General features: G+C 67.8%; 24 protein-coding genes. 19 read left to right on the top strand and 5 right to left on the bottom strand.

The window, feature by feature from the left end:
- The first annotated feature begins 74 nt into the window (after positions 1-74).
- The 9 genes from IG74_RS0118030 to IG74_RS52130 all read left to right on the top strand — a co-directional run bounded on the left by IG74_RS0118030 (position 75) and on the right by IG74_RS52130 (position 10,251).
- Positions 75-911 (top strand): hypothetical protein, encoded by an 837-nt coding sequence (locus IG74_RS0118030; RefSeq protein WP_030677670.1) that lies wholly within the window; start codon positions 75-77, stop codon positions 909-911.
- A gap of 78 nt (positions 912-989) precedes the next feature.
- Positions 990-1,688 (top strand): hypothetical protein, encoded by a 699-nt coding sequence (locus IG74_RS0118025; protein WP_030677667.1) that lies wholly within the window; start codon positions 990-992, stop codon positions 1,686-1,688.
- A complete protein-coding gene (locus tag IG74_RS49445; RefSeq protein WP_324607504.1) occupies positions 1,652-2,254 on the top strand; it encodes a DNA cytosine methyltransferase in 603 nt (200 codons plus the stop codon). Before IG74_RS0118025 ends, IG74_RS49445 begins: the two co-directional genes overlap by 37 nt.
- Positions 2,211-2,798 (top strand): DNA (cytosine-5-)-methyltransferase, encoded by a 588-nt coding sequence (locus IG74_RS49440; protein ID WP_234334363.1) that lies wholly within the window; start codon positions 2,211-2,213, stop codon positions 2,796-2,798. Before IG74_RS49445 ends, IG74_RS49440 begins: the two co-directional genes overlap by 44 nt.
- A 520-nt stretch (positions 2,799-3,318) precedes the next feature.
- Positions 3,319-3,849 (top strand): hypothetical protein, encoded by a 531-nt coding sequence (locus tag IG74_RS52760; protein ID WP_199818849.1) that lies wholly within the window; start codon positions 3,319-3,321, stop codon positions 3,847-3,849.
- The gene (locus IG74_RS0117995) at positions 3,836-6,271 is read left to right on the top strand and encodes a phage/plasmid primase, P4 family (protein WP_030677652.1); all 2,436 of its coding nucleotides are present in this window, start codon (positions 3,836-3,838) and stop codon (positions 6,269-6,271) included. The genes IG74_RS52760 and IG74_RS0117995 overlap by 14 nt, the downstream gene beginning before the upstream one ends.
- A 69-nt stretch (positions 6,272-6,340) precedes the next feature.
- Complete coding sequence (locus IG74_RS0117990) at positions 6,341-8,194, top strand: DNA polymerase (protein ID WP_030677650.1); 1,854 nt, start codon at positions 6,341-6,343, stop codon at positions 8,192-8,194.
- 483 nt (positions 8,195-8,677) lie between these two features.
- Entirely contained in the window at positions 8,678-9,487 is an 810-nt protein-coding gene (locus IG74_RS0117985) for a sigma-70 family RNA polymerase sigma factor (RefSeq protein ID WP_158857675.1), read from the top strand.
- Between the two features lie 581 nt (positions 9,488-10,068).
- Positions 10,069-10,251 carry a hypothetical protein gene (locus IG74_RS52130; protein ID WP_158857673.1) on the top strand — a complete coding sequence of 61 codons (183 nt, stop codon included), beginning with the start codon at positions 10,069-10,071 and terminating at the stop codon, positions 10,249-10,251.
- Positions 10,252-10,574: 323 nt separating this feature from the next.
- On the opposite strand, the gene IG74_RS49435 is transcribed toward IG74_RS52130, so the two are convergent.
- Both IG74_RS49435 and IG74_RS0117975 read right to left on the bottom strand, forming a co-directional pair.
- Positions 10,575-10,784 (bottom strand): DUF397 domain-containing protein, encoded by a 210-nt coding sequence (locus IG74_RS49435; protein ID WP_078868854.1) that lies wholly within the window; start codon positions 10,782-10,784, stop codon positions 10,575-10,577.
- Positions 10,781-11,617, bottom strand: coding sequence for a helix-turn-helix domain-containing protein (locus IG74_RS0117975; protein WP_030677642.1), 837 nt, complete (start codon positions 11,615-11,617; stop codon positions 10,781-10,783). The genes IG74_RS49435 and IG74_RS0117975 overlap by 4 nt, the downstream gene beginning before the upstream one ends.
- Before the next feature lie 105 nt (positions 11,618-11,722).
- Between IG74_RS0117975 and IG74_RS52125 the strand changes: the two genes are divergently transcribed.
- From IG74_RS52125 to IG74_RS0117955, 6 genes are all read left to right on the top strand, one after another.
- A complete protein-coding gene (locus IG74_RS52125) occupies positions 11,723-12,361 on the top strand; it encodes a hypothetical protein (RefSeq protein WP_158857671.1) in 639 nt (212 codons plus the stop codon).
- Positions 12,362-12,529: 168 nt separating this feature from the next.
- Positions 12,530-13,033, top strand: coding sequence for an NUDIX domain-containing protein (locus IG74_RS45955; protein ID WP_037825661.1), 504 nt, complete (start codon positions 12,530-12,532; stop codon positions 13,031-13,033).
- A gap of 598 nt (positions 13,034-13,631) precedes the next feature.
- Positions 13,632-13,766 (top strand): putative RiPP precursor, encoded by a 135-nt coding sequence (locus tag IG74_RS51040; protein ID WP_107058960.1) that lies wholly within the window; start codon positions 13,632-13,634, stop codon positions 13,764-13,766.
- A gap of 80 nt (positions 13,767-13,846) precedes the next feature.
- A complete protein-coding gene (locus tag IG74_RS48005) occupies positions 13,847-15,550 on the top strand; it encodes an albusnodin/ikarugamycin family macrolactam cyclase (protein ID WP_063761258.1) in 1,704 nt (567 codons plus the stop codon).
- On the top strand, positions 15,511-16,170 hold the full coding sequence (locus IG74_RS54415; RefSeq protein WP_078868852.1) for a lasso peptide biosynthesis B2 protein: 660 nt from the start codon (positions 15,511-15,513) through the stop codon (positions 16,168-16,170). The genes IG74_RS48005 and IG74_RS54415 overlap by 40 nt, the downstream gene beginning before the upstream one ends.
- Positions 16,167-16,733, top strand: a complete 567-nt coding sequence (locus IG74_RS0117955) for a GNAT family N-acetyltransferase (RefSeq protein WP_030677631.1) — start codon at positions 16,167-16,169, stop codon at positions 16,731-16,733. The genes IG74_RS54415 and IG74_RS0117955 overlap by 4 nt, the downstream gene beginning before the upstream one ends.
- A gap of 88 nt (positions 16,734-16,821) precedes the next feature.
- Here IG74_RS0117955 and IG74_RS0117950 read toward each other — a convergent pair whose 3' ends face one another.
- Positions 16,822-17,070, bottom strand: a complete 249-nt coding sequence (locus IG74_RS0117950; protein WP_030677629.1) for a winged helix-turn-helix domain-containing protein — start codon at positions 17,068-17,070, stop codon at positions 16,822-16,824.
- A 171-nt stretch (positions 17,071-17,241) separates the two neighbouring features.
- Between IG74_RS0117950 and IG74_RS0117945 the strand changes: the two genes are divergently transcribed.
- The 3 genes from IG74_RS0117945 (at position 17,242) to IG74_RS48000 (ending at position 18,389) form a co-directional block, all read left to right on the top strand.
- A complete protein-coding gene (locus IG74_RS0117945; protein ID WP_030677626.1) occupies positions 17,242-17,592 on the top strand; it encodes a hypothetical protein in 351 nt (116 codons plus the stop codon).
- Complete coding sequence (locus IG74_RS0117940; RefSeq protein WP_158857669.1) at positions 17,589-17,810, top strand: hypothetical protein; 222 nt, start codon at positions 17,589-17,591, stop codon at positions 17,808-17,810. The genes IG74_RS0117945 and IG74_RS0117940 overlap by 4 nt, the downstream gene beginning before the upstream one ends.
- Before the next feature lie 135 nt (positions 17,811-17,945).
- Entirely contained in the window at positions 17,946-18,389 is a 444-nt protein-coding gene (locus tag IG74_RS48000) for a DUF732 domain-containing protein (protein ID WP_158857667.1), read from the top strand.
- A gap of 297 nt (positions 18,390-18,686) precedes the next feature.
- Here IG74_RS48000 and IG74_RS47995 read toward each other — a convergent pair whose 3' ends face one another.
- Positions 18,687-19,193: a hypothetical protein gene (locus IG74_RS47995; RefSeq protein WP_051854989.1), complete on the bottom strand. Its 507-nt coding sequence runs from the start codon at positions 19,191-19,193 to the stop codon at positions 18,687-18,689.
- A gap of 424 nt (positions 19,194-19,617) precedes the next feature.
- Here IG74_RS47995 and IG74_RS0117925 point away from each other — a divergent pair, with 424 nt between their 5' ends.
- Positions 19,618-20,334: a response regulator gene (locus IG74_RS0117925; RefSeq protein WP_030677601.1), complete on the top strand. Its 717-nt coding sequence runs from the start codon at positions 19,618-19,620 to the stop codon at positions 20,332-20,334.
- Between the two features lie 10 nt (positions 20,335-20,344).
- On the opposite strand, the gene IG74_RS0117920 is transcribed toward IG74_RS0117925, so the two are convergent.
- Complete coding sequence (locus IG74_RS0117920; RefSeq protein ID WP_030677595.1) at positions 20,345-22,093, bottom strand: GAF domain-containing protein; 1,749 nt, start codon at positions 22,091-22,093, stop codon at positions 20,345-20,347.
- Positions 22,094-22,220: the final 127 nt, after the last annotated feature.

Raw genomic sequence — 22,220 nt, 5'->3', positions numbered from 1 at the left:
TCTTCAAAAAAGACAGGTAGAACCGTCACTCCGCCACCCCTCTACCCCACCCCAGCAACCCCGAGGGGGAAGCCATGCCCGGAGCCATCCGGACTATCAAGCGCGGTGGCTCGCGCTTCTATATCAGCCCTGAGACCGCCGAGAAGGTCCCGGGTGTTACGTCCATCGTGAGCATGCTGCCCAAACCGTTCCTCACCTTCTGGGCGGCCCGCATGACCGCGGAAACGGCAGTCGAGAACATGGACGCCGTGCGGGCAATCGCAGAGCGCGACCCCGCGGGCGCCGTGGACTTCCTGCGCAACGCGCACACTCGGTACACCAAACTCCGAGCCAAGGTGGGCAGCGATGCCCACGACCTGTTTGAACGCATGATGCGGCTTGAGGAAATCGGCCGCGTACACCCGGACTTGGAGCCGTACCGGCTCGGGTTCGCAGAGTTCCTTACCGCTGTGCGTCCGCAGCTCGTCCGCGCCGAGGACGTGTGTTGGTCCGACGAGCACGGCTACGCGGGGTCGTTTGACGCCCTGGTGCGCGTGCGGCTCGGCGAGGACGGAAAGCCCGACCACGAGAACGGCGAGTGGCACACGCTGTTGGTGGACTGGAAGACCAGTAAGAGCGCGTACCCGGACGTTGCGCTACAGCTCTCGGCGTACGCGCACGCGGACCGGATCATTGCCCCGGACGGCACGTCCGAGCCCATGCCGAAGGTGGACGGCGCGGCCGTTCTGCACATCACCCCGGAAGGCTGGGTGTTCAAGCCCGTCCGCATTGATGAAGAGATCTTCAACGTCTTTCTGACGCTGCGGCACGTGTTCCAGTGGGACCGCGAGATTTCCAAGACCGTGTTCGGCCGCCCGATCGCTGAGAGCGTCCGCCGGCTCATCACGGGAACGCAGCGGCGAGCCGCATAACACACCACATCCGCAGACCAGGGGCCGCGCACGAGCGCAGTCCCTTATTTCATGCCCAAAACCAGGGGGATTCACAGTATGGGACTCCGCATTTTCGAGACCGACCCGGACGCCATGCCGAAGAACACTTTCAGCGACGACACCGTGGGGCGCTTTCACTCGGGCCGACAAGTCAACGGCGTGCCGGAATCACTTGGTGAGTGGCGGGTGACTACCGGGGACCCGGAGGTTGCCGCGGCTATTGCCCAGCTCATGGGCGGGCAGCCCGAAGAGACCGACTCCACTTCCGAGAACTTCATCGAAGTGCTGACCGCTCAGAACAAGGTCAAGGTTGTGCTCTCGGGCGCTGACGCGGTGACCTCGGATATGAAGCTGTGGAACGGCGCAAACCTTATCCACCACTGCGATGGGGTCGAGTACCTGTCTCCGGATGAGGACCGGGGCAAGTCGTGCGGCTGCCCGGCTCTGATGGAGGACCGTAAGGCGGCAGCGAAGAGCAAGCGCGGCCCCGCGCCGAGCATCGCAGTAACGTTCCGCCTCGCCGAGGACTACGACCTTGGCCTTTTCCGGTTCCAGACCGGCTCATGGAAGTTGGCCGAGACGCTGCACGAGATCGGCAACGCACTGGACCGCATCGGCGGGGAAGCCCTCGCCGAACTGTCGCTAGAGCTGGTCGAGTACACCACGAAGAAGGGCCGGGACGTGTCGTACCGCAAGCCGGTCATTCGCGTACTGAAGTCATGGAACGACGCTGTGAGCGACGCGCCGACGTTCTAGCCGGCGAGGGGCCCGGGTGCATGCTCGGGCCCCTTCCTTCTGGGGGTACTCACATTCCGATTCTGGAACTGTGCGCCGGATACGGGGGCATCGGCAGGGCCGTTGAGGCTCTGACCGGGGACAGAATCAAGATCGTGGCGGAGATCGATCCGTACGCGTCACTGATCCTCGCCACCCGATATCCGCACGCGCGCAACATCGGGGACATTACACAATTCGACTGGTCCACCATTGCGGGAGAGGTGGACATCGTTACGGCAGGGTTCCCGTGTCAAGACATCAGTAACGCGGGGAAACGGGCAGGGATTCATGGTGAGAGGTCGGGTATCTGGGAAAGCGTTCTCGGGGCCGTTCGCGTTCTTCGACCACGGTTCGTTTTCCTGGAGAACGTATCCGCCATCCGAAACAGGGGCCTCGCGCACGTACTCGCGGGACTGGCCGAGACACGGTATGACACGCGGTGGTGTTGCCATCGGGCGTCCGCAGTTGGAGCCGCCCACCACAGAGATAGATGGTTCCTCGTTGCCGCCCCTGCTGCCGACTCCTCTGGCATCCGACGCGACTAAGGGCCCGGACTTCGCACGAGACGACCGGCAGGGAAGCGGCGGACAGGATCTCGTTACCGCAGTGGCGCGGCTCTTCGACAAGGAACGTGCCCACAAGCTGTTCAAGACGCCGACCGCGAATCTCGGCAGCAACGGCGCCCCGCAGCATCCGGATAAGCGGCGCGCGGGCGGGCATGGGCCGACGCTCGATGACGAGGTTTCGTTCCTGTTGCCCGTGGACCCGGACGTTGCCGAGGAGACCCCGGGAGCATTCCACAGCCCGCCGGAATGGTGGGCCGACTACGGGCCCGCTGTGCACCGTTGGGAAACCCTGATGGGCTCGCCGGCTCCGATCCCGGTGGAGTTCGGCCCCCGCGGCGGGCGCCGCCTCGCGTCCGTGTTCGCCGAGTGGCTAATGGGACTGCCCCGGGGGTGGATCACTCACATCCCCGGGCTCAACCGGTCGCGGCAGATCAAGGCAGCCGGAAACGGGGTCGTCAGCCAACAGGCATTCGCGGCGTATCTGCATCTGCTCAACTACAAGGAAGAGGCCAACGATGGGTAAGCGGGGGGTCGTCACCGACTACGGGGGCGAGGAGCTATACCGGGGGGATTTGGTCGCGTACGCGGCACGGCAGGGAAACCGGGTGCGTATGGCTGACGCCATCGTTGACCGGGTGACAACTCGCCTTGTGGACGGGCGCCTTAGGCCCATGCTGCGCATCCGCCCTACCGGCACTGAATCGGGTTTCGCTAAGCGCCGGTCTCTCCGGAAGGAATGGATCACGTCGGAACACGTCCGCTTGATCATCCCTGATGTGACGGGCGAGCGAGACCAGTAACACGCACGACCAGAGAGGACCGGACTTCCCTATGAGGGGGTCCGGTCCTCTCGTTTGGGGGGACAGTGATTTACGAGTTGAGTGCCGACTACGCGCCGCCCATCGGGGACGTGCGTGAACTCAGTGCGGGTGACGAACTGTGGCTACTTCCCGGGTGGAAGACCCGCCCGGACTGGCTTCGCTATCTCGCCGCTGCGGCACACGCGATGGGGCGCGGGTGCATGATCCGGCAGGGGGAAGCCGATGGCTAACCCGAACAAGCGACGCGGGACGGCATGGGAAAGCGCAATACGCGACTACCTGAATTGGTACCTCGGCCTGGTGGACGAGACCGGAGTATTCCGCAACCCGCTCTCGGGCGAGAACATCCGCCGAGCCGCACAAGAGGGCGCGAAGGATGTCGGCGACATCCACGCAGCCCCGTTCATCATCGAAGCAAAGGACGTGAAGTCCTGCGCGGTCCCAACATGGCTACGGCAAGCCGACGCCGAGGCCAAGCATGCGGGATTCCCGTACGGCGTGGTCGTCCACAAGGTGCGGCGCTCGGCGGTGTGGAACGGGCGCGTGCACATGTCGGTGCGGACGTGGACCCGGGTTCGGCTCGCCCTCGGCATGCCCGCCGTGGAGTTCGCCGCGGCGTACGGCTGGACTGCCTCGCTGCGCGGGCTCGACTCCTCGCGCTGGTACATGACCACCACCGTGTGGGATCTCGGGCGCCTACTCGCCGACTACCGCCGCACCGTGGCGGGGGTGAGCGGGCATGCTGCTGTCTGATCTGCTCGCCCGGTTCGATCAGGTGACGGACCAGGCGGACGGCGGGTACCTCGCCGCGTGCCCCGCACATCCGGACTCGCGCCCCTCGCTCCGCATATGGCGGGGCGAGGACCTGAAAGTACGGCTCACATGCCGCACGGGGTGTGACACCGCGGACGTAATCGCAGCGGCGCGGCTGTCCTGGTCGGACCTGTTCGACGTGAGCGGCCCCGGGGCCACCGTGTCCGCCGAGCGCCCCGAGCTGGTGCCCGTCGCGCAGACTGCCGCGCTCGCCGCGTACGTGGACCGGACCTCGCTCGCCCTCGGCGACTACGGGGCCGAGTGGTCCGAGCGGGCCCGGACGTACCTCGCCGACCGGTTCGGCCTCGACCTGGAGACCGCCGCGGAACTCGGGCTCGGCGTGGACCACGGCGACCAGGGCGAGGGCTTCCCCTACCTCTCGCGGCTCTACCGCGAACACCCTCGGCTGACCGTGCCCCTGAACGGGTTCGACGGGACGCCCCGTGGCCTACAGGGGCGAGACCTCGGCGGGCAGTGCCCCGCACGGTGGCTGTCCCTGGTCAACCCGAAGGGTCTCCGGTGGGCGCCGTACGGCGTGTTCCGGGGCGGGGGCGGATACGGCACGGTCCTGATCACAGAGGGGCCCGGAGACGCGCTCACAGCGGTGGCGTGCGGCTATGACGCCGTGGCCGTGCGCGGGGCGTCCCTCGCCGGCTCGCCCGAGCTGGTTGCCGAACTCGCCGAGGGACTACGGGGCTCGCTCGTCATCCTCGCCGGGGACAACGACCAGGCGGGCAGCGGCTTTACGTCCCGCCTCGCCGCAGGGCTCGCCGAGCACGGGCTAGACGCGTTCCGCCTCGACCTCCCGAACGCTGCGGGGGACGTGACCGACTGGCGCGAGTCAGCCCCCGAGCGGTTCGCGGCCGAGCTTCACCGTGCGGTCAAGGCAGCTCGTCCGGTCCGCCCCTCTGCCGAGGTGGAAGCGGACGCCCGGACGGCAGAGTTGGCGACCAGGACCGGCGCGGATGTGGTGTCCCGCGACCAGGGAGCCGAAGCGGCGGACATCCTCGCCAAGCTCGTGTCGCAGTACGGCGAGTCCGACGCGATGAACGCTCACGCACTGGTCGCCTGGTCCGGGGGGCGCATCCGCTACGCGGCAGGGCTCGGGTTCTACACGTGGAACGGTCGCACGTGGGTCCGCTCAGACATGCGGGTCCGGCAGGAAATCCACCGCATGGGCGCCGCCCTCGTCCTCGCCGGACAGAACCAGCTAGCGCGCGGCTTCACGATGACGAGCCGGATCGACGCGCTGCTGACCGAGCTGTGTTCCGTGCCCAACGTCAGCATTGCCGCAACCGACTTTGACGACCGTCCGGACTTCCTCAACTTCCGCAACGGCACAGTGGACTTGCGCACGGGCAGGCTCCGCCCGCACGACCAGGCGGACCTACTGACGTACGCGCTCGATATCGACTACAACCCCGATGCGCAGTGCCCACGGTGGCAATCATTCCTCGCCGAGGTCTTTCCTGGCATGCCAGAGATGCCCGCCTACATTCAACGGCTGGTCGGCTACGGCATCACCGGGCACACCACGGAGCAGAGTTTCGGGGTGCTGTGGGGGAAGGGGGCTAACGGGAAAAGCGTGCTGGTGGACACCCTGACAACGGTGTTCCGAGCCATCGCCCGGACCACCCCGTTTGCCACGTTCGAGGAGCGCAAGAGCGGTGGCATTCCGAATGACATCGCTGCGTTGCGCGGGGCTCGCCTAGTCATGGCATCCGAGGGCGAGTCGGGCAAGTCCATGTCGGAATCCATTCTCAAGCGAGTGACCGGCAAGGACATGATCTCGGCAAGGTTCTTGCGCCAAGAGTTCTTCGAGTTCAAGCCGTCGTTTTTGCTGCTTCTGGCCACAAACCATAAGCCCAAGTTCCGTTCGCAGGACGAGGGTTTGTGGAGGCGCGTCAAGTTGCTGCCTTTCAAGCGGTGGTTTGCACCCAAGGAGAGGGACCCGGACCTAGACCGCAAGCTACTCGCCGAAGCCGAGGGCATAGCCGCATGGGCCGTGCGCGGTGCGGTCGAGTGGTACCGGGGCGGACTGCAAGACCCGCAGCTCATCACAGGTGCGAGTCAGGAGTACCGCGAAACCTCGGACCCCCTCGCCGGCTTCCTTCCGGGCGTGCTCGACTACGCGGACGAATCCATTGTGATCAACGGAAACGACGCGTTTAACAGCTACTTGGAATGGTGCGAGGCCGAGAACCTTCCCGCAAAGGAACGGTGGACCCGCCGCGCTTTCTATGACGCCATGGAAGAACGCGGAGCCGTCCGCAAGAAGACCAACAAGGGGATTTCCCTCGCGGGGCTCCGCCTCGCCGACGAAAGCCCCGATGCGGTCGGCCCCGGAATCTTCGGCCACTAGCAGACCACGTAAGCGGGTCGTCCTCCCCAACTCGGGGCGGGCGGCCCGCTTTTGCTATAGGGGGAGACAGTGAAGGAATTCCGGCACGAGATAGCCGGTGAACTGATCACGGTGCACGTGCCTGAGACCACAGAAGACCTTAACGAGTTCTGGCGGTGGCTGTACGCGGCACGTGAACGGGGTCCTATCGCACTCGATACCGAGACCACGGGCTTGAATGTCTTCAACCCGTCGTTCCGGCTCCGCACCGTGCAATTCGGCGACGAGCGCGACGCATGGGTGATCCAGTACGAGCGGGGCGGGTACTTCGAATCCTATGCACGCGAGGCAGTCCAGCGCACACGACGCGTTCTCATTCACAACGCTGCCTATGACTGGCTCGTACTCGACAGGTGCGCGGGCATACCGCTGGAAGACCTCGCACCGTGGACGACCGATACCCGCACCCTCGCGGCGCTCTGCGACCCGCGCCAACCGTCCGAGGGCGGGATAGGGACCGCCCTCAAACCGCTATCGGCCCGTTGGGTGGACCCTGCGGCCCCGGACACACAGAGCGGACTCACCGCGGTGTTCCGCTCGCTCGGGCTGACGAAAGAGACCGGATGGGCGGGCATCCCGCTGGACCACCCGACCTACCTCCTGTACGCGGGACTCGACGTCATCCTGACCGCTCGACTTGCCCCGGCCCTACGCCGCGAGCTGTCCCGGCTCGGTGTGCGTGACGAGCTGGTGGCGTACGAGCACGAGCTAGCCCGCATCTGCGCAGTGATGCAGCGGCGGGGGCTGCTCGTCGACCAGGACTACGCGGGCCCCCTCGCGAGCCGGCTCGCGGCGGAAGCCGAGCGGTACCGCGCGGTCGCTGCCCGGTACGGCGTGACCAAGGTGGGGTCGGGGGGCCAGGTGGCGGCGGCGCTCGTGGGCATGGGCGAGGCGCTTACCGAACGCACCGACGCGGGCTCTCTGAAGACAGACAAGGCTGTGTTGCTGCCCCTCGCCGATCTCGACCGGGACTGGCAGCGCATCGGGGCCCGCGAGCCCAACGCACTCGCCGACGCCGTACTGCGGGCGAAGCGCGCCGCCAAGTGGGGCGAGACCTACGCCGCAGGGTTCATGCACAAGCTCGACGCCGCGGGACGCATCCACCCCGTGATCACGCCCCTCGCCGCGAGAACAGGGCGCATGTCCGTGACGGACGGACTGCACCAGCTCCCGAGTTCCGATCACGTCGTACGCCGCGCCATCCTCGCCGAACCCGGACACGTCATGATCAGCACCGATTTCCAAGCGATCGAAATGCGGGTCTTGGCTGCCCTCGCCGACGTGCGCCGCATGAAAGAGGGCTTCGCCAGGGGTGGCGACGCATTCGACATCCACATGTACACGGCCAAGTTGATCCGGGGCGAGGGCGCCACGAAGCGCGACCGGAAGCTATTCAAGGGTGCTGGGTTCGGAAATGTCTACGGCGGAGGAATCACGACGCTCGCGAGGCAGACCGGTGCGAGCGAGGCAGAGATTTCCCAAGCGGTCACCGCGTACGACCGAGTCTTTCCGGAGATCAAGCGCGCGGGAAAGCGGTGGCAGCGTCAGGCTTTCCAAAACGGCATGGTGTTCGTCTCGGCGACTGGTCGCCGACTGCCGCTGGACCGGGACCGCACCTACGCCGTAACGAATTACGCGTGCCAGTCTGCGGCAAGGGATGTCCTCGGGCAAGCCATGATCGAAATGGAAGGCGCGGGATTGCTCGAATACATGCGGCTCCCGATCCATGACGAAATCCTGGCATCGGCTCCGCGCGAGGACGCGGCGGACGTAGCCCGCGAGTTCGAACGCTGCATGACCATGAGCCTGTACGGGGTGCCCATCGTGGCTGAGGCGGAGATAGGTGGGCGCTCGTGGGGCTCGCTGTATGGCGCGGACTACTGATCACTCACAGGTGATCGCTTCGGAGCGCTGGTCACACCGCGTGAACCTGAAATGAGCCTCTGAAATAGACGCATTCTCGCCCTTCACCAGTTGCGCACTTCTGATCACAGGGTGGGCACAACTGGCTACCTCCCTCCTACTGGCGGAGGAGGAGGCAGGCCCCGATGGGATCTCACCTACCGCGTTCGCAGTAGGCAAGGTCTCGGCTAAGTCCCGTTCTAAGCGACATCCACCTATTTGATATTGCATGACCTGAATAACAGCATTGCTGGCCCCGTGGTCCGAACCTAAATTCATCGACCACGCAGCGATAAGGCAATGCGCAAGCCCCGTCCTGCCATTCCGGGACGGGGCATTTTTGTGCCCTTATTCAAGGCGCATTGCATTAGGGCCACAGGGCCTTTTCTGGTCCCGCGCGCTCCGTTCCGGGCAAGCCCCGCTCCCCACAGGGAGCAGAGCCCCAAACCAACGGAGCGATGCCCAATGACGCACCTTACGGCAGAAATCATTTCGGCAGCAAAGGGAAACAACATTCATGCGGTTCAGGCCGTAATTGCAGAAACCGAGACGTTTGTTTCCCAGCGAGCCCGCAGCTACGCAACCGGAGCCAGCCGAACCGACCATCACTTGGCAGAAGACCTCACCCAGGCGGGGCGGATAACTGTTTGGCAGTGCCTTGCCGCCTTTAGCGGCGAGACTGGTGCGCAATTCATGGCATTCATAGACCGTGAGTTGCACAGCGTCATGCGTGACCTTCGCCAACAGTCGCTTAACCCTGGGGTGAGCGCGCAGACCACGAAGGATTTTGCGAGCGCCCTCACTCTCGCTTCCGGTGACCCGTACGCAGCGGCTCGGATCGCGACCACGGATGAAATGGGGCCTCGCAGGATGACTCCGGATCGGGCGTACGCCGCATTGCTGTCGTGGCTCGGTGTGGACTCGCTCGACCGCCCGCACGACGTGGACGAGAACGACGACGAATTGACCCTCGGCGACGTAGTTGCCGCCGTTGCGGAGGTTCCCGTCGATCTACTCGACTCGCGCGACTACGAGACCACCAGGCGCACGGTCGTGCACGAGCAAGTGCACCGCACGCTGGGGCTGTTGGGGGAACGACAGCGCGTCGTCCTCAAGGCGAGCTACGGCATAGCCCCCGTCGCCGACTTCAGCGACCGCCCTGACACTGAACTAGCCGAGGACATGGGTGTCACCCCCAAGCAGGTCCACGAGGCGCGCGCCAAGGGGCAGAAACGTTTCCGCGAGCTGTACCAGGCAGGGGCTCGGGCATGGTGACCCTGACGACCCGCAACGGCTGGCGTCGTGACGCCCCGCGGGGCGTTCTCCCGTCAGTAATCGAGCTGTGAACTCCCCCTAGAAAAAGCGGAGTTGCTAACTCTCCCCCTCGCACTTCGGGTGCTCTCGGCAGCCCAAGCGTGAGGGGTGGCGGGCTGGAATCAGACATCATGCGGGCACGTAACCTGCTTACGAAGAGTCATTGCGATTTGCTGGGCGGCAAAGATGTTGGGTGGAATCGTCAACCCCACCCTTCACGTGGTGAGCACAACTCGGCATGGACATAACGGGCTTTGGCTGGCCAGCGGGATATCACTACCCTCGGCGCGTTATGGAAGTGTTACATTGAATGGCCAAGAAAGATGCTTCCGCAAATCGAATGCCTGTACTAGCGTGTCCGCATGGTTACGCACAGCGAGGAGTTTCGGGTTCAAACAACCGTCATCGTGCCTGTACGTGGTGGCGCAGACGGCGCATGGGGGGCTTGCTGCGAGCTGCCCGACGTGCTGAGCGAAGAGGCGGTGCGGTCATGTGCCGACCTGCACAGGATCGTTGAGAGTCAAGGCGGCATCGTCGCGCGCTTGTTCCGGACCATCGGCAAGCACACCGGGTTCAGGCTGCTCGCGCGGGACCACAAGTCGCACACCCTCGCCGGCTCCGTCGAATGGGTCCGCGGAGACTCCGGGCTGTGGGTCCAGTGGGACGAGCCCGTGACCATGTGCGCCTACGGACAGCACTGCCCCACGACCGTGCTCGCCGCATGAGCGCGCGCGTGTTCGTCCTCGGCCGCGAGGACCAGGTGAGTGCGTCCGCCGAGATGCACCGACTTGCCTCGGTACTCCGCCGCTCGGGCATGACGCGCAGATACGGGGTCAGCGCCCACCGGGTTCCGGGATCAAGCTCGTGGGGTGTCTATCTGACCGACCGGACACCCGAGTTGGGGCCGCCTGACGGATGGGCTCGGGGCGTGGCCCTGGCCTTTGGTGTCGCTGTCTGACAGCAGAGTGCCCCGCCGCTCCGAAGGGGATGGAGTGGCGGGGCGTCTGGTGATGGTGTGCCTAGTTCCGGTTGGTGCCGTGACGAGTGGTCAGGTGTTGTCGAACCAACCTTCCTTGACGCCTGACACGAAGGAAGAGTATGCGGCGGCCGGGAAGTTCAGGGCCGGGCCGTTCGGGCGCTTGGAGTCACGGACGGGGACGATACCGCTCGTGACGACAAGGTTGGCGGCAACCTCTACACAGTTGCCACCGTTGTTGCTGTACGAAGACTTGAACCAGCGGGGGGATTCGGTCGTCACGATTTGCCCTTTCGTACCTGCTCGATCATGGCCACAGATGCCGCCTGCGACAGCGATTCGGCCTGTAGCTGATGGTAGGCCGTCAACATGGGCTCCACGGAGGCGCTCTCTCGGTCTAGGTTGCCTTGCGCTTGAGACTCCGCGTAGCAGAGAACGGATCGATCCGGCAGCGTCAAGAGGTTAACGGGCAGGTCAAACGTGCGACGCTCGCCGATGTCGTACGGCACCACCTGCAAGAGCGTGTTCGGTAGCTCGGCGAACTCGACCAGGCGCGCTAGCTGGCCGTCCATGACGGCTGCCCCGCCGACGGTACGGCGGATACAGCTCTCGTCCATGGCCACGAACATCATGGGAGGGCGGGCGCGGACCAAAGCTGCCTGGCGCTCCGCCAGGAACGCAACGCGATCATCGGCCTGTTCGGGCGTGATGGCGCCACGACGTACGGCGCTATCGGCCAGAACCCGCGCGTATTGCGGTGTCTGCAACAGGCCGGGAACGATTCCGATTTCGTACAGCCGAAGCTCTACGGCCCGAGCCTCGTACTTGACGTACTCGGGGAAACCCTCCAGTAGGCCACCGTGCGCAATCTCGCGGTGCTGACGCTCGAACGTATCCGCGGTGCCCTCAATGCCGAAAGCCCGATCCGCACTCCGCGAGAAGCGGAGAGTTGGAGGCTTCCGACCAGTTTCTACCGCCGAAATATGCACGCTGGAGTACCCCATACGCGCTGCAAGATCATCTTGTGTCCAGCCGTGTGTCTCCCGCAAGCTGCGTAGGCGTGCCCCATACGCCGCTTGGGGCGACGAGTCCGGATTCAACTCCTTGCGATTCAAGGCCCGTTCGCCAACCTTTCGTTCTCATCCGACAGGTTGAATGGTTCCCAGGTGTGGGCCACGCTGACCCCCCCGGTAGTGATAGCACTACGGAGAGGAGTGGGCGTGTCTAGCGGCAAGTTCACTGACGGTCAGCCCGGCTCCCTGCACGACCCCGGTGCTTCGGGCGACGCGGCGACGGAGACGAGCCCCCACGAGCCACCGACCCGCCGCGAGTACCAGGCCGAAGCGGTCGGCACGGGACCCGTGACGCAAAAGGGCTGTGAGTCGGTCCGCGTCGTGCTCGGCTCCCTCAAGACCCCGTATCTCGGCATCGTGATGCGTTGGGTGGGCGCACAAGCGCACCGCATCGCCGATGGGCTGGACCCCGCACCTGACGTCTGGTGGCTTAAGGACAAGAAGAACGAGAAGAAGTCGAAGGCCATTCGAGCGTTGCCTCTGCCGGAGTGGGCCCCCGACGTGCCCGCAGAGCTGCGGGCATGGTGTGCAGACCGGGCGAGACGCCAAGAGGCGTACGAACGACTTCGCGCCGGGTGGCCGTTCATGCTCAGTGCTGCCGATCACACGGGTGTCTACACGGTGTGGGTCGTGCCCGTGGACGTACCCGCAGACGAGCGGCCCGACGAACCTCCGATACGGGCGCCCGAGCATCCCCCCACGCGAGTGCAGCGCCACCGCAAAGCCCGGACGCCGCTGCGGTGGCTCCCCCGCTGCGGGCGTGCGAACGCGGGACACCGTTCGTGAGACCCGCCCGAACGGCGCTCGTGACGGTCTGCGCGCTCGTTACGTGGGCCGTGGTCGGGTGGCTGCTCGTCCTGCCGCTCACGCACCGCTGATCTTCCCGCTTCCGGACGGGCCGGCGAGGGCGCCCCCGACCGGTGGCGGGACCCCAAGATGAAAGGGATATCTCCTATGGGCACGGACATTGATCCAGCGGCATACCCCCGCCGCATCGGCGTGACGATCCTCGTACGGGACCCCCAGGGGCACGTACTGATGGTCAAGCCGACGTACAAGCACCGTGGGGAACGGCTCGGGTGGCAACTGTTGGAACGGTGGGTGGAGCCGGGCGAGACGCTTGCCGCCGCTGCGGCCCGTGAGGTCAAGGAAGTGACCGGGCTGACACTGCCTATCTCGCACTTCCTTGGCATGGACCAGATGCCCAAGGAGGGGAACGCCGCGGAGAGCTACAGCTTTGTGTGCCACGGCGGAACTCTCTCCGCTGCGGACGCGTCGGCGGTCGGAATCGAAGACGTCGCGCGGGGAGACCTAAGCGGCTTGAGGTGGGTACCCCTCTCGCTCCTGGACGATGCCGCGCGCTGCTACGAAGCGGCGCGGGTGCGCATGGCGGTGCGTGCGTCTGAGAACGGCATCCGGCTGCCCTTGCTGCTGGCCGGAGAGATGGCGTCCGCGTAAGGGACCCCACGGAGTTGCCCCCCGTCTACCTGACTCCGTTCCCCGCCAAACGCGTCCGCCGAGACCCCGCGGGTTCGTGACGGGAGAACGGTCCGCGCTCCGGACTAGGTCCCCGAGGGCGCGGAATGGCTCGGCCCTAAGGCCCGTCCCCGTGCGGGCTGCCGAGCCAGCGACGGGCCCGGTCCCGCATCAGGCTCCCCCCTGGGACCGGGCCCGTTGTCCCGAACTCAACAACGATCCGAGCAAGAGCAGTGGAGAGTACCGATGCCGAAACGCTCTCGCGCCGAACTCGGCGCGGCACGAGACAAGTTGATCGCAGCCCGCTCAGAGGTGACCACCAGGTACCTGGGAGGGGAGTCCGCCGCTTCCCTGGCGCGTTCCTTCGGGAACGTGGGTGAAAAGTGGCTCGCGGACCAGCTCGACGCCTGGGACATTCCCCGCCGGGACCGAACTGCCGCGATGGCTGTCCGCGGCCCCCAGGTAACGCCACCCTCCGAGGGCGCAAGAACCTGACCGGTCCCTTCCTGCCCGCAAGGACGGATGACCCCGCTCGGTACGGGGGTCCATGTCCCCATCGCATGCGAAAGGAGGGAGACACATGGATCACAAGCACACCACGGACACGCCCGAAGAGTTCGACGTTCCGCCGGTCATCATTCTGGGCAACGCTGCCACGCTGACGCGGGGCGGTGAAAACTCGGGAGTCGAGGCGAAACAGACGCCGTACGACTAATCGAGCCCTAAGGGCAGCCCCCCGCGGGAAAAGTCCCAACGGGGGCCGCCCCCGGTGTCAGCGGCGGGAGAGGTGACGAGATGGAAGAACGCAAAGCGCGCTGGTACGGCGGAAGCGCACCCGGCGGCCGACCCGCCGCAACACCCGTGGGTGCACGTCTGCTCTGGCGCGACCCCGCGTTATGGGTCTGCGGAGACTGGCTGTCCGAGCACGTACGGACCGTGGAACTCGGCAGCGCGCGAATCGCCGTGCTTGGCCCGTGCTCGGCCACCGAACACGACATGGCCCGTGCTCTGTCGGCTCCCGGGCTTGCGACGGTCGCACGGACGTGGGCGGGCTCGCACACTGTTGTTCGGCTGACCGAGCGGCGCCGTGTGGAAGTCCTCGCAGACGCCGGGGCAGCCTCGCCCCTCTACACGGTCAGCACCCCGGACGGAACGGTGTGGGGGTCTAGCTCCCTCGCGCTAGCCCCGCTCGTCGGCGGGCGCGTCGATACCGGGTGGCTCGCTGCGTACCTCCGTGACAAGCACCGCCCCGCAACGGGGCGTAGCGCGTGGGCAGGGGTCGCACCGGTTCCCGCCGGGCATCTGCTGGCCCTCGACGCCGAGGGCGGTTCGTCGCTCACCCGCTGGTGGTCGCCGAGACGGCGCACAGCACGTGATGCGTCGGCAGTGCTTCGGCACGCGCTCGGCGAGGGCGTGCGAGTGCGGGTCGAGGGAGTGTCCGCGACCACCGATCTTGCGGGCATGGACTCAACGACCGTGACGTTGCTCGCGGCACAGTACGGGCCGGTTACGGGTGTGACCGCGCACCCGACGGGCGTCACCAGCGGCGGAGACATGCAGTACGCGCAAGCCCTGACCGTCCCGGGTCTGACCCGAGCACCCTTCCCGCTCGACATCCGGCATCTGCCATTCACGGCGACCGACGTGCCGTTGCCCGTGACGGACGAGCCGGCTCCGTCCTCGGCGGTGTGGTCGATGTTCTCGGACCAGCTCGGCGCGATGGCAGCCGCGGGCTCCGTCTGTCACCTGACCGGGGATGGAGGGGACAACCTGTTCTTGTCGACCCCCGGGCACCTGGCGAGCCTCGCCCGTAGCGGGAACTGGCTCCGGCTGCTCGGGGACGCCCGGGACTGGGCTCGGCTACGTCGGCAGAGTCCCCGCCCGTTGATCGCTGCCGCTCTTCGGGGAGACGCCGCCCGCATCGGCCGGTCGGAGTCCGGCCGCCCCGAATGGCTCACGGCGCCCGTGCCGAAGGTGAGTGTCCCCACGGGCCCCGATGCGGACATGGCGTTAGCCGCCGGGCTGCACACGGTGGCACGGTCGGCATACGCAGAAATCCAACTCGCGGACGCGCTCGGCCTCGCGCTGCACAACCCCTACTTCGACGGGGCAGTCTTGGACGCGGTGGTCTCGGCCCCTGTCAAACAGCGCTACTCGGCTCGACGGTACAAGCCGATGCTCGCCGACACGTTCGCCGATCTACTACCTGACGCGCACCGCAGACGAGCCGCCAAAGGGCGCATGGTCGGCGACTTCCACTTAGGTCTACGCAGGAACCGGCGCCGCGTGCTCGGCCTCGCGGACGGGCGCCTAGCGGCCCTCGGGCTCGTCAATCCCGCGCCGCTGCGAGCGACGATTCACGCGGCTGCCCTCGGCGCGGAGACGATCTGGCCCCCACTGCTGTCCGCCCTCGCTGCCGAGGCGTGGCTAGAGGCAATCGAGCGCGCGCCCGGAACCGAATGGATGCAGACCACACCAACCCCGGCGGGTGCACGGTGAGCCGAACCAACACCGTGGTCGCCCGTTCCTCTCACGTATCCGTCGTGATCGACTACGACACGGGCACGACCGAGCTACGCCCCACGTCCGACGCGGTAACCGCCATGGGCGCGACCGTCGTTTCCCTTCCGGACACTGTCCCAACGTGGGGGACCGTGGAACAGTCCACGGTCCCGCCCGAGCCCGGCCCTATCCCGATGGGGTGGCGCATCGCTGCTGTACCTGTCGTGCTCGCCACCGCTGTCACATGGGCCGCTGGAAAGCACCACGAGCGGTTCTCTCGACTCATTCGGCTCGCGTGCTTGGGGCGCGATTTACCCCCGGCCACGTTGTCTCAGGCTCGCTACGCTGTGCGCGCGGTTCGCTGGGCCGCACAGCTCTTGCCGATGCGGTGGGCGTGCCTAGAGGACTCAACGGCTGCCGCACTGCTGCTGACGGTCACTCGACGCCGCGCTGAATGGCGACACGGGGTAGCCCTTGACCCCGTACGGCTGCACGCCTGGATAGCCGGCCCGGACGGGGCTCCGGTCGAGGAACCGGCGGACACCGCCCTGTACACCCCCACCTACACACCAGACGGCCCCGGGTCGGCACGGGCCACCAGAGGAGTACGACCGTGAGTGAACCGCACATCCTCCTGAGCGGCGAAACGCTCGCCCTCGGGATGCCCCGACAAGACATGCTGCCCGAGTACCACAAGTGGGAGAACGACGCCCGGACCATCCTGGGGTACGGCAACCAGTGGCCACAGTCGTGGGAGGTACGCGCCGCCGGATACGAACGGCAGCGCGGTAACGATCGCTTCCAACAGTTCGAGGTGGTGAGGCTGAACGACAGCACACCCGTGGGAATGACAATCCTCGAAGTCAACACGTACGTCCGCACGGCGGAGTTCGTGATGGTTCTCGCCCCGGACGCACGGGGTAAGGGGTACGCCACGGAAGCGGCACGTCTGACCCTCGATTGGGCGTTCCACCTTGCCCACCTGCGCATGGTGTGGCTGAAGGTGCTGGAGCCCAACGCGGCAGGAATCTCCGCGTACGAGAAGGCGGGGTTCCGCCCGTCAGGTCGACTCCGAGGGGCGGGGTACTGGCTTGGCAAGCCCGTGGACGAACTGTTGATGGACGCGTTGCCCGAGGACTTCCCTGGACCGTCCGCAGTGACTCCAACTCTCAGCGGCTGACGCTCCCCGTAGACGTCCACGAGTACGCCCCGTGCCCCGATCTGCGCGCGGGGCTCCGCTCCCTCGCCCGAGACGCAGACGACGCGGGCTAGTCGGTCTGGGGCTCGCCCTCGGGGACTCCCGCAACGAAACTGCCCATGTTCGGCGTGGTCGTGATCCAACCCTCTTCGCGGAGCGCCCGAGTGGCCTTGCGCATGGTGTCCCGGTTCACGCCGAACTCGTCAGCCAACCGTACTTCGGAGAGCTGAAAATCGGGCACGTACACACCCGTCCGGATGCGTTGCCGGATCACTTCGGCGATCTGCTGCCACTTCGGGCGCCGAGGGTCGAATTCCACGCCCGGACAGTACCCACTACGGAGAGCCGCCCCGCATGACCGACAGGGGCCCCGAGGGGTGGACAGGGGTGGACAGGCTCTCTACCGTCAGAGATGAAAGCGCCCCGACAGACCGCTTAGGACCGGTCCACCGGGGCTTGCCGAGACAGCTTCCAAGGAGCTGAAACGACCATGCGCGATGCTATCGCCCGAGCACTCATCTGGGTGCTCGCCCACCTTCCTTGGGCTCGCCGGCCCGAGCCCGCATGCCACAGCGCCGCATCCCCCTCCGACCAGCCCGAGCCCGCTACCTCGGCACCCCGGTACCTCCTGCCGCCCCTCGCGGAGCCCGCGGGCGTGCCGCTGTTCTCCGACGATGTCCGCCCCATCGTCCCCCTCTACATGCGCGCCTGGGTTGAAACGGAGCAAGAACGCGAACGAGAGCGGCAGCGTCAACGTTGCGTCGCCCTGGTCGCCGCGGACATGGGCTACCACTACCCCAACCCCGAGCGGCACGACGAGTACGGAGCGGTGTGCGCATGACCCGCGACGGCATCACTAGCGAGCCCACCACCCCCGCACAGCGCGTGCACTGTGTCTGTGGATGCTGGACCACAGCCCCTATCCCCGTCGGCGAGGTCCCCAAGGCGAGCGGCGGAGCCTGGTTCACGCACTACGTGTGCCCGGACCACGTGCACGAGTACAAGCCGCTCGCGCAGTGGGACGAGCTGCCCGCAACGCGCTGGACGACTCGGCACTAGACACCCCTAGCCGCAGGACTCGGCCCCGCTCGGCTGCTCTGTCGGGCGGGGCCCGTCTTGTGTCTGAAGTGCGCTCACGGTGTGTAGGCCACGTGATAGGCATGAGTGATCTTGCTTGAGATCAGGGGAGGGATCATGAAGCGAAAGACGCGTAACTGGGTGATCGGCGGTGCAGCGCTGTTCGTCATCGGTGCTGTGGGGTCGCTGTTCCAGGACGACGACAGCAGCGAGGCGGAAGCCAAGCCCAAGCCGTCCGTCACGGAGTCCGTGAAGAAGGAGAGCAAGCCCGAGGAGAAGCCATCTAAGCCCGCTGCGGGCGGTGGCATCCCCTCGCCAGACCCCGCACAGACAGCGAGGCTGATACGCGCTCTGCGGACCATCGAGCCCGGCCTGGTCGCTAAGGAAGACCGCGCCGTGGACCGGGCCCGCAACGTGTGCTCGGACATCAAGGCGGACAAGGGCACGGCCACGGTGCGAGCGAACGCGAAGCTTCGCTACGAGGGGGGCACCGTGCCGAGCCTGACCGACGAGCAAGCCGGACAGGTCGTGACCGCCGTCAGGTCGTCGTTCTGCAACTGATCAGGACAGAGATCAGCCCCGTTCGGCCAAGGTCCGGACGGGGCTTCTCCATGCTCTGACCAGGCACTACCCTCAGAACTCCTACTAGCGAGCATCGGGGCTTCCCGAACAAGGGGGCTCCGCCCCCTTGGACCCCCGTCAATCGGCGCTTCGCGCCTCGTCCTCAAACGCCGGACGGGCTGAAACCGTCGCCGGTTGCGGCAGAGATTTCAACCTCTCCGGCGTTTGAGGAGCGGGGTCTGGGGCGGAGCCCCAGGTCGGGAAGGGGCGGGTCTGGGGCGCACCCGCGAGGGCACCTCAGGTGTGGGCGCCGTCCGGGAGGCGGGTGAGGGCGCGGACGCGGCGGACGCAGGCGCGGCGGACGTCGGGGGACGCGGCCGCGGCGGCGATCGCGAGGGCGACGGCCCCGAGGCCGAGGCCGAGGGCGGCGGGGTTCAGCCAGCCGGGCACCCCCGCGGTGTACGTGCCGTCGCCCGCGACGTGGCAGCCGAAGCGCAGCGGGAAGTACGTGGCTTCATAGCCGTCGATGCGCGACGCGCGGGCGGCGCCCACGGCCTGCCGACAGGCCTGGTCGTGCTCGGTTATGTCGAAGCGGAGCAGCTGGACGGCCCCCCAGGCGTACACGCCGGTGGCGCCCGCCGCGCACAGGGCGGCGGCGGCGCGCAGCGCGGCGGACAGGGCCGGGCGGCGCCTGGCCACGCACACCCAGGCGTACGCCACCAGCGCCGTGACGGCGATCAGGGCGATGAGGACGATGCCCATGAGGGAGACGAAGTTGTGCTCCTGGAGGGAACCCGATGCCACGCCTTGCCTCCCTTTGCCTTTCCGGGAAGCTATCAGAGGGCCCTGACACGGCCGGGGGCGGCGCCCGCGCGGTCGCACAGCCGCGCGCGCCATGCGCCTGCGCGGCCGCTCCCCTGCGGCCGCGCAGGCGGGGTGCGGTGCTCGCTGGCCACGTCCTCAGCCGTCGCCGCACCTGATGACGGTCCCGGGAACGGCGTCGCCGCCTCGGGCGCCGGGACCGGGTCATGGGCTGCCCAGGCACCAAGATGCCCTGCGGGGCAGGGGTACCGCGAGGGCCGACCGGCCCTCTCCCGGGGCCGGTCGGTACCCCTCTCGCCGCCGCGGTGGGCCGTTCGGCCCCTGGCAGGAGTAAGCCCTTACCGTCACCCTCGTAAGGGCCACACCATGGAGATCGCGGCGAACGCGGCGAACGCAGGGGGCAGTGATGAGCACACCCGCCGCGGCGGACGGACCGCCCGCGGAGCCGAAGGCCCCGATCAGGGTCTTCCTCCTGGACGACCACGAGGTCGTCCGCAGAGGGCTGCGCGACCTCCTGGGGGGCGAACCCGACATCGAGGTGGTCGGCGACGCCGGGACCGGCGCGCAGGCACTGGTGCGCGGGCCCGCGCTGCGCCCGGACGTGGCGGTGCTCGACGTCCGGCTCCCGGACGGCGACGGCATCACGGTCTGCCGCGAACTGCGCTCGCTGATGCCGGAGTTGGCCTGCCTGATGCTCACGTCGTTCGACGACGAGGACGCCCTGCTCGACGCGATCATGGCGGGCGCCGCCGGGTACGTACTGAAGCAGATCAAGGGCTCCGACCTCGTCACGGCCGTACGGACCGTCGCGTCCGGGCAGTCGCTGCTCGACCCGGCGACGACGGCCCGGCTCATGCGGTCCCTGCGCGGCCCCGAGGACGCGCCGCCGCCCGAGGACGCGCGCATCGCCGCCCTCAACGACCGGGAGCGCGCCATCCTCGCCCTCGTCGGCGAGGGCCTCACCAACCGGCAGATAGGCGAGCGGCTCTACCTCTCGGAGAAGACCGTCAAGAACCACATCTCCCGCATGCTGGCGAAACTCGGCGTGGAGCGCCGGGTCCAGGCGGCGGTCCTCGCGGCCCAGGTGACACCCCCCAAGGCCCCGCGGGCCGGCGAGCGCTGACGGACGGGCGCTAGGACGCGCGCCGCAGCGGCACCCGCCACTCCAGGCGCGTCCCCCGCCGCTCCCCGGCCCGCACCCCGAGCACCCCGCCCAGCCTCCCGGCCCGCTCCGCGAGGTTGCGCAGGCCCGCGCCGTGCACCGCGTCCAGCGGCTCGGGCACGGGCTCGCCGGGGCGTGCGATGCCCACGCCGTCGTCGACGACGGCGAGTTCGAGCGCGCCGTCGCGCACCGTGAGGGCGACCTCCGCGCGGTGCGCCCGGGCGTGCCGCGCGACGTTGGCGAGCGCCTCGTTCAGTACGGCGATCACGTCGTCGGCGACCTCGCGCGGTACGTCCGTGTCGAGCAGGCCCTCCATCCGCAGGGCGGGTGTGAAGCCGAGCGCCCCGGCCGCGTCCTCGACGGCCCGCACCACGCGCACGCGCAGGCCCGCCGCGCCGCCGGGCGCCTCGTGGTCGCGCAGGCCGAAGATGGTGGACCGGATGATCTTGATGGTGGCGTCCAGGTCGTCGACGGCGCGGCGCAGCCGTTCCGCGGCGCCGGGGTGCTCGACGAACCGCTGCACGCTCTGCAGCGTCATGCCCGTCGCGAAGAGCCGCTGGATGGCCAGGTCGTGCAGGTCGCGGGCGATCCGGTCGCGGTCCTCCAGGAGGCTCATCTGCTCGGCGTCGCGCCGCCGGTCGGCCAGTTCGAGGGCGAGCGCGGCCTGCCCGGCGAAGCCCGTCAGGGGTGTGGTCTCCGCCGCGGAGAAGCCGGGGCGCCCGGCGCTGCGGGCCAGGAGCAGGACGCCCCGCACGTCGTCGCGCGTGCTCATGGGCACGGCCACGGCCGCCCCCAGGCCCTCCCAGCGGTCCGCCTTGAACGTGACCCGCGGGTCCTTGCGCACGTCGGTCGCGGACACCAGGGCCTGGGCGTCGAGGGCGGCGCCCGCGAAGGTGCCCCGGCGCGGCAGGGTGGCGCCCTGGTGGGCCTGCGCGCGCTCGCCGATGGCGATGACGACGCGCAACTCGCCGTCGCCCTCGACCAGTTCGATCACCCCCAGCTCCGCCGACGTCAGCTCCCTGGCCCGCTCGGCCATCAGCTCCAGGACCTGGGCCTGGGGCGCGCCCGACAGCAGGGCGCTGGTGACCTCCGCGCTGGCCTGGAGCCAGCGCTCGCGCAGCCGGGCCTCCTCGTACAGGCGGGCGTTCTCCACGGCCACGCCCGCGGCGACGGCGAGCGTGGAGAGGACCGACTCGTCCTCGGCGTCGAACTCGGCGCCGCCGTGCTTCTCCGTCAGGTACAGATTGCCGAAGACCTTGTCCCGTACGCGGATCGGTACGCCGAGGAACGAGTGCATCGGCGGGTGGTGCGCCGGGAACCCGGAGGAGGCCGGGTGTTCGGACAGCTCCGCGAGCCGCAGCGGCTCGGGGTTGCGGATCAGCTCCCCGAGCAGTCCGTGCCCGGAGGGCAGGTCGCCGATCTGGGCGCGCAGTTCGTCGCTGATGCCCACCGGCAGGAACTCGTCGAGCATGCGGCCCTGCCCGATCACGCCGAGCGCGCCGTACTCGGCGTCCACGAGGGCGACGGCCGTCTCCACGATCCGCCTGAGCACCTGGGCCAGGTCCAGCTCGCGCCCGACCGAAAGGACCGCCTCCAGGAGGCTGTGCAGGCGGTCGCGGGTGCCGCGGACCGCGCCGATGCGTGCCGCGAGCTCCTCGAGCAGCTCGTCGAGACGCAGCCGCGTCAACTGCTGGCCGCCGCCCGCGCTTTGCTGGCCCATCGGCTCCTCCACCCGAGCAGACGTGCACGTGCCCCGCCCCGCGTTCCGACGCTCACCGTAGCCGTTGGACGGCGCCCCGCGGAGAAGAACCCCACCACCGGCCATCCCTCCCCCACCCCACCACCCC

It is taken from the genome of Streptomyces sp. NRRL B-1347, from assembly GCF_000720325.1.
In the GTDB taxonomy this organism is placed as follows: Bacteria; Actinomycetota; Actinomycetes; order Streptomycetales; family Streptomycetaceae; genus Streptomyces.
This window is presented reverse-complemented; position numbering and strand designations above follow the sequence as displayed.

Coding starts and splice junctions, on each gene's coding strand:
- IG74_RS0117985 (WP_158857675.1), top strand. CDS start 8,678: ATGACGCACCTTACGGCAGAAATCATTTCGGCAGCAAAGGGAAACAAC.
- IG74_RS45955 (WP_037825661.1), top strand. CDS start 12,530: ATGGGCACGGACATTGATCCAGCGGCATACCCCCGCCGCATCGGCGTG.
- IG74_RS51040 (WP_107058960.1), top strand. CDS start 13,632: ATGGATCACAAGCACACCACGGACACGCCCGAAGAGTTCGACGTTCCG.
- IG74_RS0118030 (WP_030677670.1), top strand. CDS start 75: ATGCCCGGAGCCATCCGGACTATCAAGCGCGGTGGCTCGCGCTTCTAT.
- IG74_RS49445 (WP_324607504.1), top strand. CDS start 1,652: ATGGAACGACGCTGTGAGCGACGCGCCGACGTTCTAGCCGGCGAGGGG.
- IG74_RS48005 (WP_063761258.1), top strand. CDS start 13,847: ATGGAAGAACGCAAAGCGCGCTGGTACGGCGGAAGCGCACCCGGCGGC.
- IG74_RS0117920 (WP_030677595.1), bottom strand. CDS start 22,093: ATGGGCCAGCAAAGCGCGGGCGGCGGCCAGCAGTTGACGCGGCTGCGT.
- IG74_RS48000 (WP_158857667.1), top strand. CDS start 17,946: ATGAAGCGAAAGACGCGTAACTGGGTGATCGGCGGTGCAGCGCTGTTC.
- IG74_RS0118025 (WP_030677667.1), top strand. CDS start 990: ATGGGACTCCGCATTTTCGAGACCGACCCGGACGCCATGCCGAAGAAC.
- IG74_RS0117995 (WP_030677652.1), top strand. CDS start 3,836: ATGCTGCTGTCTGATCTGCTCGCCCGGTTCGATCAGGTGACGGACCAG.
- IG74_RS52760 (WP_199818849.1), top strand. CDS start 3,319: ATGGCTAACCCGAACAAGCGACGCGGGACGGCATGGGAAAGCGCAATA.
- IG74_RS0117925 (WP_030677601.1), top strand. CDS start 19,618: ATGAGCACACCCGCCGCGGCGGACGGACCGCCCGCGGAGCCGAAGGCC.
- IG74_RS0117940 (WP_158857669.1), top strand. CDS start 17,589: ATGACCCGCGACGGCATCACTAGCGAGCCCACCACCCCCGCACAGCGC.
- IG74_RS54415 (WP_078868852.1), top strand. CDS start 15,511: ATGGATGCAGACCACACCAACCCCGGCGGGTGCACGGTGAGCCGAACC.
- IG74_RS0117945 (WP_030677626.1), top strand. CDS start 17,242: ATGCGCGATGCTATCGCCCGAGCACTCATCTGGGTGCTCGCCCACCTT.